The 17,894-nt window shown below is 45.4% G+C and carries 11 protein-coding genes; all 11 read left to right on the top strand.

Annotated elements, in window-relative coordinates; all coding sequences use genetic code 11:
• Positions 1-121 precede the first annotated feature (121 nt).
• Positions 122-2,689: a hypothetical protein gene (locus NO352_RS19950; protein ID WP_289356619.1), complete on the top strand. Its 2,568-nt coding sequence runs from the start codon at positions 122-124 to the stop codon at positions 2,687-2,689.
• Between the two features lie 63 nt (positions 2,690-2,752).
• A complete protein-coding gene (locus tag NO352_RS19945) occupies positions 2,753-3,289 on the top strand; it encodes a hypothetical protein (protein WP_005544762.1) in 537 nt (178 codons plus the stop codon).
• Positions 3,290-3,392: 103 nt separating this feature from the next.
• Positions 3,393-3,656 carry an alpha/beta-type small acid-soluble spore protein gene (locus NO352_RS19940; protein ID WP_289356618.1) on the top strand — a complete coding sequence of 88 codons (264 nt, stop codon included), beginning with the start codon at positions 3,393-3,395 and terminating at the stop codon, positions 3,654-3,656.
• 160 nt (positions 3,657-3,816) lie between these two features.
• Positions 3,817-5,016 (top strand): methionine adenosyltransferase, encoded by a 1,200-nt coding sequence (gene metK / locus NO352_RS19935; RefSeq protein ID WP_005544758.1) that lies wholly within the window; start codon positions 3,817-3,819, stop codon positions 5,014-5,016.
• A 162-nt stretch (positions 5,017-5,178) separates the two neighbouring features.
• Positions 5,179-9,129: an Ig-like domain-containing protein gene (locus tag NO352_RS19930; RefSeq protein WP_262866482.1), complete on the top strand. Its 3,951-nt coding sequence runs from the start codon at positions 5,179-5,181 to the stop codon at positions 9,127-9,129.
• 223 nt (positions 9,130-9,352) lie between these two features.
• On the top strand, positions 9,353-12,079 hold the full coding sequence (locus NO352_RS19925; RefSeq protein WP_005544752.1) for a stalk domain-containing protein: 2,727 nt from the start codon (positions 9,353-9,355) through the stop codon (positions 12,077-12,079).
• Positions 12,080-12,140: 61 nt separating this feature from the next.
• Positions 12,141-13,301, top strand: a complete 1,161-nt coding sequence (locus NO352_RS19920) for a sensor histidine kinase (protein WP_262866481.1) — start codon at positions 12,141-12,143, stop codon at positions 13,299-13,301.
• 8 nt (positions 13,302-13,309) lie between these two features.
• Positions 13,310-14,029, top strand: coding sequence for a response regulator (locus NO352_RS19915; protein WP_005544747.1), 720 nt, complete (start codon positions 13,310-13,312; stop codon positions 14,027-14,029).
• A 96-nt stretch (positions 14,030-14,125) separates the two neighbouring features.
• Entirely contained in the window at positions 14,126-14,566 is a 441-nt protein-coding gene (locus tag NO352_RS19910; RefSeq protein ID WP_163978491.1) for a glycosyltransferase, read from the top strand.
• A gap of 265 nt (positions 14,567-14,831) precedes the next feature.
• Positions 14,832-16,973, top strand: coding sequence for a helicase-related protein (locus NO352_RS19905; protein WP_005544742.1), 2,142 nt, complete (start codon positions 14,832-14,834; stop codon positions 16,971-16,973).
• Positions 16,966-17,865 (top strand): ComF family protein, encoded by a 900-nt coding sequence (locus tag NO352_RS19900; RefSeq protein ID WP_005544741.1) that lies wholly within the window; start codon positions 16,966-16,968, stop codon positions 17,863-17,865. The genes NO352_RS19905 and NO352_RS19900 overlap by 8 nt, the downstream gene beginning before the upstream one ends.
• The last annotated feature ends 29 nt before the right edge of the window (positions 17,866-17,894 follow it).

Raw genomic sequence — 17,894 nt, 5'->3', positions numbered from 1 at the left:
AAACAATAATATCGTTTCCTTACAACAATGTAACCCTCAAACTTATTTCAAAACCGCAACCAACTCCTATCTATTCGCGTTATAATACATATAAGAGAATGAACAAATAGGAGGAACTAGATTGAAAAGAACAACGGCCATTGCGACGATGCTATCTCTGTCTCTCGTACTCGGTACTTTTTCAATGTCTGCACAAGCTGCAAATAATCCAGCCAGCAATAAACAACAAACTGCAAATAAGAAGCAAACAAAGGTTTCTAAACCAACCCCAGTACATACTTTGAATGAACTGAAGCCAATTCGATTAACAGCAAAAAGCTCTGTTAAGCTGACAGATGTTAATCTTAATAAGCAGGATGACGGAACTATTCTGACTTATACGCTTACTTATTACAATAATGAGCAACGTAGCATTCCGCTCATTGATTATTGGACTAAGGTTCGTACGAAAAGTGGAACAGTATACTCAAGCAACTTAACAACTAAGGATAAAGAAAAGAAAAATGTACCGGCTCTTTCACAAATGAATGTCACGTACTATACGAAGATAGCAAAACACTTAACAGTTAATGACTTGAACTTTGACATTATAAAATGGGATTTCAGCAAATCAAATTTTGAAAATAGATTAGGATCATTCAGTATCCCAACTTGGATGATGACATCTACAATAGCAGGAAAAGAAAGCACAGTTCGAATGAATGATATTCCGATCAAAACGAGCATCGGTACTGTTATCGTATTCCCGTCAGGTGATTCTAATTACGTGAATGTGGCTGTCAACATTGAGAATGCTGGTTTTAAACCGTTGGAGAATCCTACTTATAAATATGTGTTGAAGACGGCAAGTGGCAGTAATTACCCACTTGTTCCAGATAACATAAGCAAGGAATATAAGCTTCAGCCAAGTGAGAAGAAGACGTTAAACTTTATGACTGCAGTTCCGAAGAACATAATCCTTAATAAATTGGAGATGCAGGTATTAACTGAAGATGAAACATTAAAAATGAACTTACCGATTGCAACCTTATCTTTGCCGCAATCAAACGCTGGTAATTCTAGCGTAGCACCAAACAAGGAAAAAATTATTAAAATAAATGATTCAAAAGTGAGTACGAAAATTGTAACAGGTTGGTCAAATCAAAGCTTTGACCAAAATGAAATTACATTGACATTCCAGTTTGAGAACCTGACGAATAGCCCTGTCAACATACCTAAATACGAATTTGAGATTAATGGCCCTAATGGGTTATCTGTTCCGATTCAAACGAAATCGCTTGATAGTCTTGTTCTTAAGCCATTGGAAAAACGCCCAGTAACCTTAACTGCTAATGTGAAATATGACATAGATGTTAGCAAACTTAAGCTGCAAATGAATAGACCTTCTGATCCTGAACAAAAGGATGCACAAAAAGATACACAAAAGGATACAAAATTTAAATATCCAGAAGGTATTTATGGATTACCTGAACTCCAGTCCATGAAAAATCAGACAGGAGTCGAATACAATGTTCAGCATAGTAAAGGTAATTTGGGAGTAACAATTGAATCGTTGCAACGGCTTCCGTGGGTGGATGGGGATATCCTATCGGCTAAAATGAAGATTAAAAACAAAGAGTTTAAAACCATTCAATTGCCTGCTCTTGAAGGTGTATATAAATTAGACACAGCTGATATTACAGGTAAAACGCAAGTTGTGAGCTCAAATGGCGCACTCATTATTGGACCAAAAGAAGAAGTAGATGTATACATCGTTACAAAACTCCCTAGTTATTTAGATTTTTCACAAATTCAAGTGGCGTTGATGGAGAAATTAGGGGAGTCAGATCTGTCGCCAATGATTCAATTTACAAATGGCGGTAAATTAAGTGAATTGCCAGAGGTTAAATACGGTTCGATTCATCGTTTGAAAACACAAGGTCGTAAAGCAGATATTACAGCACTAAATAGTAAGGTATATCCAGGTGCAGCAAATCAAGTTATTTATACCGACCTTATTATGAAGAGCCAGGAAGAACGCCAATCAATCCTATCACAAATGGTTGGATATTATCGTACGGATGATGGGCGTTACTACAAGGCAAATATTACACAAATTCAGGGGCCTACTAACCCGCAAGGGCAAAATATACTTACTGCTTGGGCTAAGGTTCCAAGTTCGATCGATCCTAAAAAGTTACAATTTGTTATCGGTGAAGGAATTACTGAAAATAAACTGACTGCACCAAAAGGAGAATCTGATGGTTACGTCAACGCGGTTGCTATGAATTTGGATATTGCTCAGCCTTCTTTCAAACGTGACTTTAAAGATCTTGAATTCTTCCCATATAAGTTGTCGATTAATAATTTTACTGCTACTGCGAACAAGTCTTCGAATTTGTCCATCGAGTTCACTTACGATTTAATTAAGCAGCAGGATTACAATATCGGCGAGTACGAACATAAGTTAATTATTGAAATAACAGATACTAGTGGACGTAAATTCGAAAAGGCTCTAGAAATTGGCAAGAAAGATTTAGAAGAAGCGAAAAGAAAGTCATTTTCTACTTCCATTTCGGATACATTCTTTGAACAAGTTGAAAATGGAGCCTTCCAAGTATCCCTTTATGATTCATTCCAAGACGAGAGAATCAAAATTGCTAGTTATGGAAGCAGATATAATATCAAAAACCTGAAAACTGGCGACTAATAGAAATCAAGAAAATCCCCTCTGAATGAGGGGATTTTCACTAATAGGAGTGAGGAGGAAAAAATGAACAAATTAACGAAGGTTATTTTATCAACTACATTAATAGCTGGGGGGATCGTAGCAGGTTCTATTTTGGGCGTGAACGCATTCGCGGCAGATACAGCACCAGGAACATCTTCAGATCCTCTTGTCACGAAGAGCTATGTAGATCAACAGGTTAAAGCACTCATTCAAGCTGAATTGAAGAAAGGTAGTACAGGCAACGACGCTAGCAAAGATAAAGACAATGTGAAACAGCCAGAAACAGATGCAAGCAGCACTGAACTTAAAGTCGTTACGATTAAAAGTGGTCAAAAGCTTGTTGCTAAGGCTGGGACAGAGGTTATCGTTCGCAACGGGAAAGCCGTCATTACAAGCCCAGATGAAAATGGTGTGCCAGATGTAACATCAGGGACAGACATTAGGAGTGGACAAGCGGTTGCTACGAACCACTTGTTGTTGTTCCCTCGTGATGGACGCGGCGTTATGCCGGATCCGCAGCAGGAAAATGGATTGATTGTGATGGTGCGTGGTGGCTACACGATACAAAAAGCTGAATAATTAACATGAGCTGGCAAGACGGGCAACATTTCCTGTGGGTGTATCTTTCCGAATGAGGCACAATAAGTGTCACAGATGCATATATAACGAGGGAGGATATACCGTGAGCAAAAAAACGTTAGTGCCAGCCAGCAGAGATGCCTTGTACCGTATGAAATATGAGATTGCAACTGAGTTCGGGCTTCCTGTTGCTCATCATGGAGCACATATTGGAATGGATACAGAGTTCGCTTCTGAACTCGGCAGCGTTCCGGTTCAACATACGACAAGCCACGCAGATTGGGGTACCCTTTCTTCACGTGATGCCGGTTCGGTAGGCGGCGAAATTACCAAGCGTCTCATCGCGACGGCATTACAGAAAAAATAGGAAATCCAACTTTCGTCGCTTTCATTGACAGGACCGGACAAATACAGTAATATGATTTTTCGAAGGCTGCTATAACAACCTTTTCCATTCCGGGAAAGGTTCATTTTTTGTTTAGGCTGCTCATGGGAGAGCCATATTAAAGGTTAGGAGGTCGAGTCCTATGTCATTGAAAGGACGCCACTTGTTCACGTCCGAGTCCGTTACTGAAGGACACCCGGATAAAATATGCGACCAAATTTCGGACGCGGTATTGGACGCCTTTTTGGCGAACGACCCGAATGCTCGGGTTGCATGTGAAGTATCCGTAGCCACGGGATTAGTTCTCGTCATAGGAGAAATCAGCACAAAGGCAGATTATGTTGACATTCCATCTATCGTTCGCAACACGATTAAGGATATCGGGTATACGCGCGCGAAGTATGGTTTTGATTATAACACCTGTGCAGTATTGACCTCGCTTAACGAACAATCTCCAGACATCGCTCAGGGGGTTAACGCTGGCATTGAAACACGTACTGAAGATGCCAAGCAAGAAACAGAGAATATCGGCGCAGGCGATCAAGGCTTGATGTTCGGCTTTGCAACGAACGAAACGCCAGAACTCATGCCGCTTCCGATTGCATTGTCTCACCGCATTGCTCGTCGTTTGTCCGAAGTACGAAAAGACGGCACACTGCCTTACCTTCGTCCAGACGGTAAGACACAAGTGACGATTGAATATGATGGAGATAAGCCAGTTCGTGTAGATACGATTGTCGTGTCGACACAGCATGCTGAAGATACAACATTGGAGCAAATCCAACGTGATATCAGAGAGCTGGTTATTACTCCGGTCGTTCCTAGCGAATGGCTCGATGACAAGACGAAGTACTACATCAACCCAACTGGCCGCTTCGTAATCGGCGGACCACAAGGTGATGCTGGCCTGACTGGCCGTAAAATCATTGTGGATACGTACGGCGGATATGCACGCCATGGCGGCGGAGCGTTCTCCGGGAAGGATCCAACGAAGGTTGACCGTTCTGCAGCTTATGCAGCGCGTTATGTTGCGAAGAATATCGTAGCAGCTGGCTTAGCTGACAAATGCGAAATCCAATTGGCTTATGCCATTGGTGTAGCAACTCCAGTATCCATTAACGTGGACACTTACGGAACAGGCAAAGTAAATGAAGAGAAAATTGTTGAACTGATTCAATCTCATTTTGATCTTCGTCCTGCAGGCATTATTAAAATGCTTGATCTGCGCAAACCAATCTACAAGCAGACTGCTGCTTACGGGCACTTTGGGCGTACAGATTTGGATTTGCCTTGGGAACGTACAGACAAAGCAGATGCTCTGCGTGAGCAAGCAGGTTTGTAACCTAACCTTTATTATTTCAGCGCTTATACAAGACCTCTTTCTGAGCTTACAGGCTCGGAAAGAGGTCTTTTTTGCGTACTAGTAATGATGAATCTAAACTATTTCCTTCTTTTTACCGACAAATAAAGTACAACTGTCTTCGGAATGAAAGGAGCATATAGAATGAAGAAATGGATTGCGGCTACAATGGCCTTCGTCCTTTTTTTAGGAGTGTTCGGATGGGGAGGAGTGCCTGAAGTGCACGCAGCTACCCCTCCTGTGATAGTTAGCACTATGCCAGCTAACGGAGCACAGGGAGTATCGATCAATCCATCAAGCATACAATTTACGTTCAACGAGAAAGTATCCATGACAAATGGGTACATTACGGTAACGAACGAAAAAACAGGAGCACAGCAGCGTTTCGCTGAAACAAGTGCGAATGGAATCGGGAAAATAGCAACAACCGATAATCTAACGTTCCAGTTGGAAGGGCTGCAGCCTTTTGAAGCTGGCACAAGATATGTTATCAAAGTAGATGGAAAGCTTTTTTTGGGAGAAGACTCTAAGGAATTGTCCACACCTACAGAATGGGCATTTTCAACCAAATCTCAGCAGGAAGCGGCGTCCTTCTCGCCACAAGGCCAAGGAATTACTTTGCCTGCGGATGCACAAATTACGTTTAACCGTCCTGTCCAAGCAGGCCAAGGCAGTATCAAGATCAATAAGTTCAGCGACAACAGCGTAGTGAAGACATTAGCTGCGAAGGATTTCACAGTTAACGGACTCACAGCAACGACAAAACTGGATGGTTTGGAAGCGGGAACGGCGTATTACGTCACCATGGATGCAGGCGCATTTCTGGATCTGGATGATGGAACGCCAGTGGCAGGTTTTTCAGGAAAGACATACTGGAATTTTACAACAAATCCAGGTGTAGATACGAATCCCCCGAAAATAACTAAGCGCTCGCTAGACGGAACAGCTGTGCCGCCACAGACGCGCTTAGAGCTAACATTTGATAAGTCTGTTTATCAAGTAACAGGGAATATCGTGATTAAGTCAGACGGTCGCCAAGATATTGTACTTCCAGTTACCTCAGCGATAACGGGTGGAGGATCTGCGATTATCCAGTCTACCAATGTACTATCCCTAGAGGCAAATCGTACATATGTCGTTTCCATACCGAAGGGGGCTTTCCGGGATGCGGCTGGAAATCTGATGGAGGCTGCAGAATGGTCGTTCCGTACGCAATCAACGGATACAACGGCGCCTACGATTGTCAGCTTCGATCCATCATCAGGCAGTGTGTCTGTGCCATCGAACAAGACGTTGATCGTGACCTTTAGTAAACCAATCGTGTACACCGGAAAAGGTGTCGAATTACGACGTAAATCAAGTTCCTACTCAGAATCGGCCAGCGTAAACGTACGCAATTCGAAGGAGTTGTGGATCTACCCGGCCTCTAATTTGCAGGAAAATACCGTGTATGCAGTCAGCATTGCAAGGGGAGCGGTCAAGGATGAGGCCGGCAATGAGTTTGCAGGTTTATCAGAATGGGCCTTTTCTACGGCGATTACCGACCGTAATCCGCCAACAGTTGAAGATGTGACGATGTACAACAACTCGCTAATCCAAATTCGTTATAATAAGACGCTCGACAGCAATGTGAATCCGCCTGCCAACGAGTTCACGGTAACGGTGAATAATGAAGGGCGGCGTGTCAGCAGTGCTTATACCTCTAGCAACTTTGTCTATGTATCGCTAGAAAGCGGTGTTGCAGTTGGTCAGGACGTTAAGATTAGCTATGCAGCACGTTTCCGCATGGTACGCGATACAGTAGGCAATGCAGCTTCCAGCTTCAGCACGCGTGCAGTAGAGAACAAGGTAGACACGACATTAACAAAGCTGCGTGATGGGTATATTTCAGGTTCTACGTTATATCTATATTTTACAGATTCTTTGAAAAGTGTCTCTTCCTATGCAGACGGTCAATTTACGGTCACATACAATGATTCCTCTGTAGGAATTGATAAACTATCACATAACAGCGGCTCGTCTACAGTTACCTTGTCATTAAATCGTTCGGTATCGAACGGAGATGTTGTCAAGGTCAGTTACACGCCAGGCAATTATCCACTAGAGGATACCCGTGGCAGCAAAGTAGGAACGATCGATGAATTTTTCGTTCGGAATAGTTATGACAACAAACCGCCAGAGTTAAAAGAAGCAACAGCGCTGGGAACAAAAATGATTTTGAAGTACAACAAACCGATGGATAAGAACAATATTCCGATGAAGAGTCATTTCTCGGTGCTCGTGAATGAGAAGCCTCGTTATGTTACAAAGGTTGAGATTAAGGATAATCGGGTTGAACTGACATTGCAGTCAGCGGTGCTCAAGACAGACACTGTAACCGTGTCTTATGTTCGAGGGAATCCGCCGCTTCGCGATTGGAATTATAACTATGCATCCAACCTGAACCTTGTTTCTGTTTCCAATTCTACAGACAGTGAAGCACCGATTGTTCAATCATTAACATGGAAGTCACCATCGATCATCTTGACGTTCAACAAGCGGCTGGAATCGATGTCGTCGACTTACTATCCACAGTTCCTGGTTACTTCCGGCAATCAGGCAATGAGTATTAAACAGGTATCTGCCAGTGGAACACAAGTGACAATTGAGCTGATGTACCCACCAACTGATGGAAGTAATTTAAGTGTGACCTACAATACAGGTTCAAAAGCACTGAAGTCGGAATCGGGAATTGAGATCAAGACATTCTCGAACATGAAAGTGAACGGCACGGGAACTAGCACAGGTGGAACAACAGGATCGTTGGACAGCTATTTTGTGAAAAGTGATAAAGATAGCTCCTTCGGCGACTACGCCTACGTACTATTGGCGAACACGGCTCAAATCACTTCCGACCGGACAAACAGTGGAATAACGGTTAATCGTTACACACTTGATACGAATAAAGTGAAGACAGCGTTCGAATTTGCTGGACAATCCATGGATTCAGATAAACAGCTGAGATTCGAGGTGCCGTCCTCTGAAGCAGGCGCACGGGTTGTTGTGCCGTTAGCAGCTTTTGAAAAGGCATATTCACGAACGGATGTCATTTGGTTCACGGTTAAGTATAAAGATGTTGTCTACGGGATATCACTCAATCGAGATACGATGAGCAAGATCATTCAGCGCACTCAAGGATCTATTACGAACTCTTCGCTTCTTTTTGAGATTGAGCCCGTAAATGAGACTGTGACCATTACAAATGAGCTTTCAAGCTCCCAAGCGACAGCGATGGTGAAAGCTTATCAATTCAGTCTGTTCAATTTGATTGGCAACGGGTCAGGGACTGTACTGGATATCGATTCGGCTGTAAAAATGAAGACAGCGCAGTCTGTAACCGCAAGTCGTGCTGCATTGGTCGAATGGATCAAGAGTTACTCCAAATTCGGCTATTTGCCAACGAAGCTGTCTCGTGCAGGATTAGACACTGTAGCGACTACGAATATGTCAGGTTCCAAAATTATCCTATTTACGATGGGCAAACAATCGTACGCCGATGTACAAGGACATTGGGCGCAATCTGATGTGATGGCCCTCGTATCGAAAATGATTATGAACAGTCGCAGCACAACAAAGTTCGAGCCGAATAAGCCAATTACTCGTGAGGAGTTTGCCGTTTCGATTGCTCGTGCATTAGGACTTACTCCAGACAATGAAGCCGCCAAGCGCTTCCGAGATGTGAATCAAGGAGATATTACCGGAGCTTATATTGGCGCGGCGATCCGTGCAGGTATCATTTCGGGATTCCCGGATGGGACATTTAAGCCGAAGCAATTTATAACGCGTGAACAAATTACGCTTATGATGGTGCGTGCAGCACAGGCTTCAGGATATCGCATGTCTGCAGCACATACAGATGTGCTGAAGCCATACAAGGACTACAAGGATTTTACTCGTGCTGGTGCAACAATCGTAGCACAGGCCGTTCAGGATGGATTGATTCAAGGGGTCAGCGCCAATCGTTTTGATCCAAAAGGATCAGCAACCCGCGCGCAGGCAGCTATTCTCTTGAACCGACTGCTGAAGAAGGTAGGATATATAACATTGGATTATTAATAGAATTGCAAGAAAGCTCTGTCTTTGAGCGGCGAAGAGGCCGAAGACAGGGCTTTTTTTGCTTCAATTATATCTATAATTTGTAAAACTATGACCCGGGAAATTGACCAAATACGTAACAAAATCGCAACTTTTTGTCGTTTTTGGTAGTCTATATATAGTAGAGTTTTGGTACGAACATATCGATAATCATACATAACAGGTTGAAATGGGAGAGAAAAACATGGGGAAATCAAATTACTCCGTTCGTCACAAGCACACCAGACGATTCGGGACTAAGGCTGCTGCAGTCGTACTGTCCGGCGCACTGTTCATACAGCCTGCACTCGGTTGGGGTAGCTATGTCTATGCGGATGCACCGATTGAGTCTTCTAGCGGGGATGTTGCACCAGTTAATTCTTTGCAAAAAATCAGTGAAGAGGTTCTTACCTCAGGCGCTAGATTGGTTACCTATCAATATACCTTACAGCGAGGCTCGAAGACATATAAGACCCGGATAAATATGATAGAAGCAGACTTGCGCAATCCTTATATTAAGCTGGATGTGATGACTGGAAAGAACGGCAAGACAGCTACTGGTAACCCCGTCACGAAAATGACGAAGGAAACGGGCGCTGTTGCGGGTGTAAACGGAGATTATTGGATGATGGGATCCGATCAAGTACCGATGGGAGGTTCTATTTCTGAAGGAGTCATGATTACAAGTCCAGCGGAGCTGACGGGCATGTATGCTTTTGCGGTGACGAAGAGTGGAACTCCAACCATTGATCAGTACCGCTTTACAGGCAGTGTGGCACTGAACGATGGCCAAACCTTCCCTTTGTCTGGCATCAACAAGATGAAATATGATAAAGAGCCTGGAAAGCAGCACAGCCACATGAATGCCATGTACATTTACACCAATGCTTGGTCAGGGATGAAGCGTCCAAATGATACAACGACGACCCCGACCGAGGTGCTTGTGCGCAATGGAGTTGTAGAGCAAATCTCTGATATGGGCGCTCTTCCAATTGAGGTTCCGGAAGATGGCGTTATTTTGCGAGGCCATGGGCAGGCAGCTGATTTCATGCGTCGTACGATGGAAGTTGGTACAGCGGTTAAGATTGATTATCGTTTGACGTCACAGACATCGGGACAAGCGGTAGACCCTTCCTCCTTCCAAATGATGATTAGCGGTCATACACTGCTTGTAGAGAACGGCAAGGCATCTAGCTTCACGCGTGATACGAGCGGCATTAGCGGCAGCGGTGTGACGGCCCGTACAGCGGTCGGCTATTCCAAGGATGGGCGATATGCTTACATTGTTACAGCTGAATCGAACAGCGTAAGCTCTGGCTTTACGTTGAAGGAATTTCAGCAAGCATTAGTGCAGGCTGGCGTCTGGAAAGCGGTGAATTTGGACGGTGGCGGTTCCACGACGATGACGAATCGGCCATTAGGCGAGTTTGATACGAAGCTTACGCATGAAACGAAAGAGGGCGGCAACAATGTCCGCTCTGTTGTGAATGGTCTTGGTGTGTTCACGACAGCCCCAACTGGCAAAGTAAAAGGTATGACCCTGAGTGGCGAAAAAACGCTGTTTATCGGTCAGCGAGCAACATATAGCATGAAGGCATATGACGAGTACTATAATCCTGTAGATGCTTCTAATCTGGATGTAAAATGGAGCTCTGCTGATGGAAAGATGAAGTGGGATAAGGATGCATTTGTCGCACAGTCGTCAGGCAAGGCAACGATCGTAGCTACAACAGGAGGAGCTAAGACAAAGGCAGAGATTACGGTCATCGGCGCGAAGGATCTATCGAGTCTGCAAATTGCTACGTCCTCCGCTCCACTTACTGCAGGAGCCAGCGTTCCAGTTCCGATTAAGGCTACATTGCTTGATGGCAATAAGGCTACAGTGCCTGCATCTGCTATCAAATGGGAGCTTCGCGGTTTCAATGGAAAAGTTGTGGATGGAGTGCTTCGAGTTGACTCCGTTCCGGCAGGAACGAAGATTGGCTATGCCATTGCCAGCTACGATGGCTTAAAGACGATGATTCCAGTGACACTTGGTGCAGAAAAGCAGATCGATAATTTCAATCAATCAAGTACGAGTGTGTCTTTTTCTGGATTGCCTAAGGGTAGTACGAAGGGACAAGCGAGCATAGAAGGCGGATTTGGCGGCCGTGGATCCAATGATAAGGTGATTAAGTTGTCTTATGATATGAAGGCAGGCGGCAATGTGGATAAGTTTGCCTATGCGGAGCTAAATGGTTCTACAGGCATAGATCTTCCTAGCGGCACTAGTGGCTTGAAGTTCGATGTCTATGGAGACAAGAGCTTTAACAACTTGAGACTAGAGATCCATGATGCCAACAAGAAAGCGCACTATGTGAATGTTGCAGAATCTATCAATTGGGATGGGTGGAAGAAGGTAGAAGTCGATTTATCATCACTAGGTATATCCTATCCAGCTAAGCTGAAACGGTTATATTTGGTTAACTTCAAGGAAGATCAGGATGAACGTGCAACTGAAGGAGCGGTTGCATTTGATAACTTAACTGCACAGCTGCCAGCTGGTTCTTCTGATATTTTCCCATCCGCTACCATGAATTTGACAGTGAACAGCAAGTCTTCCAAGGTGAATGGCGATGTGAAGAAGATGGACGTTGCACCAATCGTGCTGAATGGATCAACTTATGTGCCAGTGCGTGTTGTGCTTGATGCATTTGGGGGTGAAGCGCTCTGGAATGGATCTGCACAATCCGTCACGATTATGCGCGGGGAGCGTTTCCTTGAAATGATCGTAAATCAGAAGGGATTTGTGCGCAACGGCTCTCGTCTTACTTCTGATGTCGCACCAATCATTCGTCAAGGTCGGACTTTAGTCCCGCTTAGATTCGTGTCGGAACAATTAGGCCTAACTGTAAAATGGGATCAAAATACGAAGTCCATTACCATCCATTGATGTGGTATCATAAAGGATGAAATTCCATTCATCCTTTTATGAACGAGGAGACCGAACGTTAGTGGATAATCAAGTCGATGTCATTGATCGCGTTATTAAGAACGCCATCAAAGTGATGGAAGAAAGCAAATATCAAATCTATGAAATATTAGATTCGTCTCGTAACGAAGCGATTTCAATGAGCACAGAGCTGCAGATGGTTATGGATCAGACCGCAGAGATTTGTGATAAGGTGGACGAGCTGGAGCGGAACTATCGTCTGGCTCGTTTGCGTTTGACGGATGTAAGTCGCGATTTTGTCCGGTACACAGAGGAAGATATCAAGCAGGCCTATGAAAAGGCCACACAGCTTCAGCTTGAGCTAATGATGTATCGGGAAAAGGAAGGGTACTTAAAAACCCGGCGAGACGATATTCAGAAGCGGCTGCGTGCGATTGAGGGCTCGATTGAGCGTGCGGAGACAATTGGTTCTCAGATGAGTGTCGCACTTGAATATTTATCTGGTGATCTGAGTCAGGTAACACGGATATTGGAATCAGCCAAAACCCGGCAACTGCTTGGTTTGAAGATCATTTTGGCGCAGGAAGAAGAGCGGAAGCGGATTGCACGTGAAATTCATGACGGCCCTGCACAATCCCTTGCCAATCTAGTGCTTAGGACGGAAATTGTAGAAAGAATGCTAAATAAGCAGGAATTTGAAATGGTGCAGAACGAAATAGTAGATTTAAAATCGCAAGTTCGTTTCGGCTTGGAAGAGATCCGCAAGGTGATCTTTAATTTGCGTCCAATGGCGTTGGATGATTTAGGGCTTGTACCGACACTGCGAAAATTTATACATGATTACGAAGACAAGCATCGAATTAAGACTGCATTCGAGGTTAGAGGTCAGGAACGTCGGCTGCGCTCTGCGATGGAAGCTGCGATTTACCGATTGGTGCAAGAAGCCTTCACTAATGCGGCGAAGCATGCGCATCCTTCCTTCGTTACCTGTGAATTGACGTATGACGAAGAAGAAGTGCGCCTGGTCGTGCGCGACAATGGTTTTGGTTTCAAGGTAGAGTCTCTGGAGGAGAAGTCGAAAGAACATGCTCATTTTGGCCTGCTGGGTATGCAGGAACGGGTAGAGCTGCTTGAGGGCCGTATGGAAATTCATTCGGCGGAGAACCGTGGAACTCGCATCATGATAAAAATTCCGACGAATGTGGATAAGAGAGAGGAGTAAGCAACCTTATGGAGAATCGTAAGAAGGACACAGAAGCTATAAAAGTACTCCTTGCTGACGATCACCAGCTTTTTCGTGAGGGCTTGAAGCGTATATTGAACATGGAGGACGATCTGGAGGTTATTGGCGAGTGTGGCGATGGCATTCAGGTATTGGAATTTTGCAATAAAGAAGTGCCGGACGTTGTTCTGATGGATATCAATATGCCAATCGAAAATGGTGTTATTGCAACAGAACGATTGCGGGATATTTTTCCGGATGTAAAGGTGATCATCCTTTCAATACACGACGATGAAAGCTATGTATTCGAAACGCTGCGCAAAGGAGCTTCCGGTTATTTGTTGAAAGACATGGAGGCGGAGTCTTTAATTAATGCAATTCGCTCGGTTGTAACAGGGTATGCTTACATCCATCCGAAGGTAACGGGCAAGCTTATTCAGCAGCTTCGTCGGATGACGCTGCTTGATGGCAACGGTATCGTGAGCAGCCAATCGAGAGATGCAGGCGTGAAGTTTATTGCCGCTGAAGATAATCCATTGACAAGACGTGAAGCCGAAGTGCTTCGCTTAATGGCCGAAGGCAAGAGCAATAAGATGATTGGTGAATTCCTGTTCATCAGTGAGAAGACAGTTAAGAACCATGTCAGTAGCATCCTGCAAAAGATGGAAGTAGATGATCGGACACAAGCGGTTATCAATTCCATTAAGAACGGCTGGGTAACTTTATAACTATCTATTTCTATATCTGAACCATTATTCAGATGGCGCCTGTCCGTCACCCCGGCATCTATTGCGGCATACACTTGGTAGTAAGGAGGTGGCCGCATGATCGCAATGCTATGTTGGATTGTGGGATGCTTCGGACTCGCGATAGCGGCTGTTCATCTTGCTCATCAATGGCAGCAGCTCGTACGTGGCGTTAGACCAGCGCCTTGGATGCATGTCGTGCTTGTGACGGAAAATGATGAACGCCATATCGAATGGGTGATTCGTGCGTATAGTTGGTTTGCTTGGCTGAAGGGACGGAAGCTGCATTTCACGTTCGTGGATAGCGGTTCCACTGACGATACGTTCCCAATTGCTTCGCGTGTAACGGAAAGGGACGAAGTGAGCTGGAGCCTGCTTGCAATCCAGCGGGATGAGTTAGATATGACGCTGAACGAATTGAAGCAACGTCAATCAGAGGAAGAAGTGTTGGTCGTTATTGAGCCCCGGCGCCAAGAAGATTGGCGCAAGGTTCCCTTCAAGGCTCGCAGTGCATTGTAAGCGGTGTTGTGCGAGAGGACGGGACTGTCAGGTTTTGATATGCTGATCGGTTACTTTCTCGATGTTTATTGAAGTTTAGGGTTGTCAGAACCCGTCGATTCGTATACAATTTTATACAAATACGATAAGGCGCTGGGCATGAAGCACATGCCACCTGATACAACGGGTGGGGTGTGCTTTTTTTGCGTATTTGGCAGATGCGCATCCAGACATCAAGTAGCAAGCATGCTCCGGTGAGCCGTATGGCGAAGGAGAGGGAATATTCATGCAAGTAAGAATTTATGCCGTGCGAACGGAGTACGGATGGCACTCGGGCATTACCATGGATTGGCGTGTCGATGTAAGCTATTGGCTGACAGGGGACAATAGTCAATCCCGCGGATCGAAGCTGGTTGTCTTGCAGCAACAGCTGCCGATACAGATTGGCATTTCTGCGTTGGAGCAGTTTATGGCAGGAGAAGCAATGGATCGCTGGGGGGAACGTGGCTGGATTCGCTATTTTGCTGAAATTCTCTCTCCATGTGTGGAGGAGCTTGAGGAAGAGATGAAGCGGATGCTGGTGGAGGAGCACTTGGCTGTTGCCATTATCGAATCGCCATATTCAGAGCCTACATCCAACAAGCTGGTAATGGAGAAGCAAATGTCTGCGTATCGGGTCGCAGAGCATTCCGTGTCCTATACAGCGGGGCAGGATCAGGCGAATACGTTGAAGCTGCCGAGCCCATTGCATCAGTATAACAATCCGCAGTTTGAGGCATATGCTGCTGCACTGGATACAGATGCCTATCGATTGGCTTGTTTGATTCGTGGACGCCTGCTTTTGGATGAAGAATTGGTTCATTTGCTGCGAGATCGGGGTGCAGAGCAATGGATTGAAGAGAGATATTCCCTCCTCCAATGGGGGTGGCTGCAAGGTTGGCTGGAGCTGCGGGCAGGAATGTCTTATGCGAGTCATGAGGACGGAGTTAGACTGTCAAGCAGCGAACAAATATCTCCATTGAAGCGAGTAATGAGGTTTATGCGTAAAGCTTCGATCACAGTTCAATGCGGTCGCTGTGGGAGTTCGGAGGGTTTGAGTGGTTCTTCTTGCTCAACTTGTCATTCCGTTCAATGCTGGACGTGTACACAATGCTTGAATTTGGGTCGCTGTCGCTCTTGTTCTCTTTTGATAGCAGGTAAGATTCATCGTGGTGACGGTGGAGAGGTAGCTTTCAGATCCCTGCGAGAGGAACAACTGGAGAAGTGGGGGCTTTCTCCCGCACAGCTGGAGGCAAGCAGACAAGCATTGGATTATATCGATGGAGTTCGAAGGGAGAATCGAGATTTGAAGCTGGGAGTGCGAAGTCGGAATGGTAGGGTAATTCGAAAGCAGGGGGCGTTAAGAAGTGTAAGTAAGGGAGTCTTTTTGTTGTGGGCCGTTACCGGAGCTGGAAAGACAGAGATGATTTTTCCGCTTGTTGAAGATACGCTGTTGCAGCATGGACGGGTATTGATCGCTACTCCGAGACGCGATGTTGTGCTGGAATTAAAACCACGGATAGAGAAGGCGTTCCCGCGAAATAAGGTTGTAACCTTATACGGCGGCAGTCCGGAACGCTGGAGAGAAGGAGATATTACGCTGGCGACGACCCATCAGCTGCTTCGATTTGAGGAGGCATTTGATTTGGTAATTATTGATGAGCTTGATGCGTTCCCCTATCATAATGATCCCGTGCTCCAACGTACCGCAGAACGTGCTTGTCGCCCTGGAGGTGTGTTTGTGTTTTTATCAGCGACACCACCAGAAAAGATGCAGAAGAACGTCCGAAGCGGCAGATTATCTCATGCGAGGGTACCTGTACGTTATCACCAGCATCCATTGCCGATTCCTGCTCATATTACAATGTCCACAGTCGCGCAGTGTCTATCTGTGAACAAACTTCCCGCTATACTGCTTGCACGCATGAGCCATTCGGTAACTCGAGGTGCACAGTTGTTCGTATTCCTTGCACGTATTCGTCAAGTTGAACCGATGGTTCGCTTGCTTCGTCAACATATCCAGGGTGTCCTGATAGAAGGTACATCAGCAGCAGATGAGAATCGCGGAGATAAGGTGCTTCAATTTCGGGATCGGAGAATACGGTTGCTTGTTACAACAACGATTTTGGAGCGGGGAGTAACGGTACCGATGAGCGATGTATTTATCCTCGATGCGGATGATCGTCTGTTTGATGCAGCTTCGCTTGTACAGATGGCGGGAAGAGCAGGGCGCTCGAAGGATGATCCTTCAGGAACGGTTGTGTTCGGCTCCCCACAATGGAACCGATCGCAGCGGTCTGCGGTGCGCCAAATCCGGGACATGAATCGAATAGCGGCTAGGAAAGGCTATTTATTGTCGGAAGCTAAGAGGATACAGCGAATTGGTTAGCAGAATGCAACTGGGGGCATGGATGGAGAAGATGTATGGAACGTTGCTTAGGCCGAAGTTGTATACGTGTATGATCTGTAAAAGCTCGATTCAGATAAATCAAACAGCTCCTTCTCGTCCACCTATTCCCTATGAACAGCACCTTCTGCCGTTGATGTGTCGTAAGTGTATCCATCTTATTCCATGGATTGATGCGCTAGGCTGTTCCGATTGCGGACGTGCGATCCGTTGTCCAGATTGTCGACGGCATCCATTGCAAAATGATGGTCTAAGAGCCAATCGAAGCGTAGTTCAATATGACGATCGGATGAAGCAGTGGCTTGCACAATATAAATTTAAGGGAAATCGAGAGTATGAGCAGATTGTGCTTAACATGATGCAGCTCGCATATGAACCGTTGCTGTCAACAGTGTGGGGTCTAAGAACCCAAGAAAGGCAAATGGCTAAGTTATTCAAGGGAAGATTGGATGAAATTCTGCCCGATTTCATTACCTTCGTACCAACTACTAGGGAGCGTCTCTATGCTCGTGGATTCAACCAGGCGGAACAACTTGCGCGAGCATTGGGCGGGAAGTGGGGACGTCCAGTTATAGAACTTCTTGCACGTGTTCAGGATGCGGAGAAGCAAAGCAAGCAAACGCGTGCAGGAAGGGAGCACAATATGGAGCATGCATTCACACTGCGTCATACAGCATTAAAATTACTGCAGGAATCTTGGGCCTTACACTGCACAAGGGAAGTAAGTAGAATGGAAGAAGTGCGTCTGCTCTTGATCGATGATGTATACACAACAGGCAGTACATTGCGAGCATGTTCTCGCCAGTTATCGTCCATATGCTGGGGACTGGGCTGTCCAGTTTCAATCGTAAGCTATACGTGGGCGAGAGCTTAGTCAAACTGAATAAAAAATTACTCGTCATC

Source organism: Paenibacillus sp. S-12 (assembly GCF_030363895.1).
In the GTDB taxonomy this organism is placed as follows: domain Bacteria; phylum Bacillota; class Bacilli; order Paenibacillales; family Paenibacillaceae; genus Paenibacillus_B; species Paenibacillus_B alvei.
The sequence above is the reverse complement of the archived record's forward strand: the minus strand, read 5'-3'. Positions and strand labels throughout refer to the sequence as shown.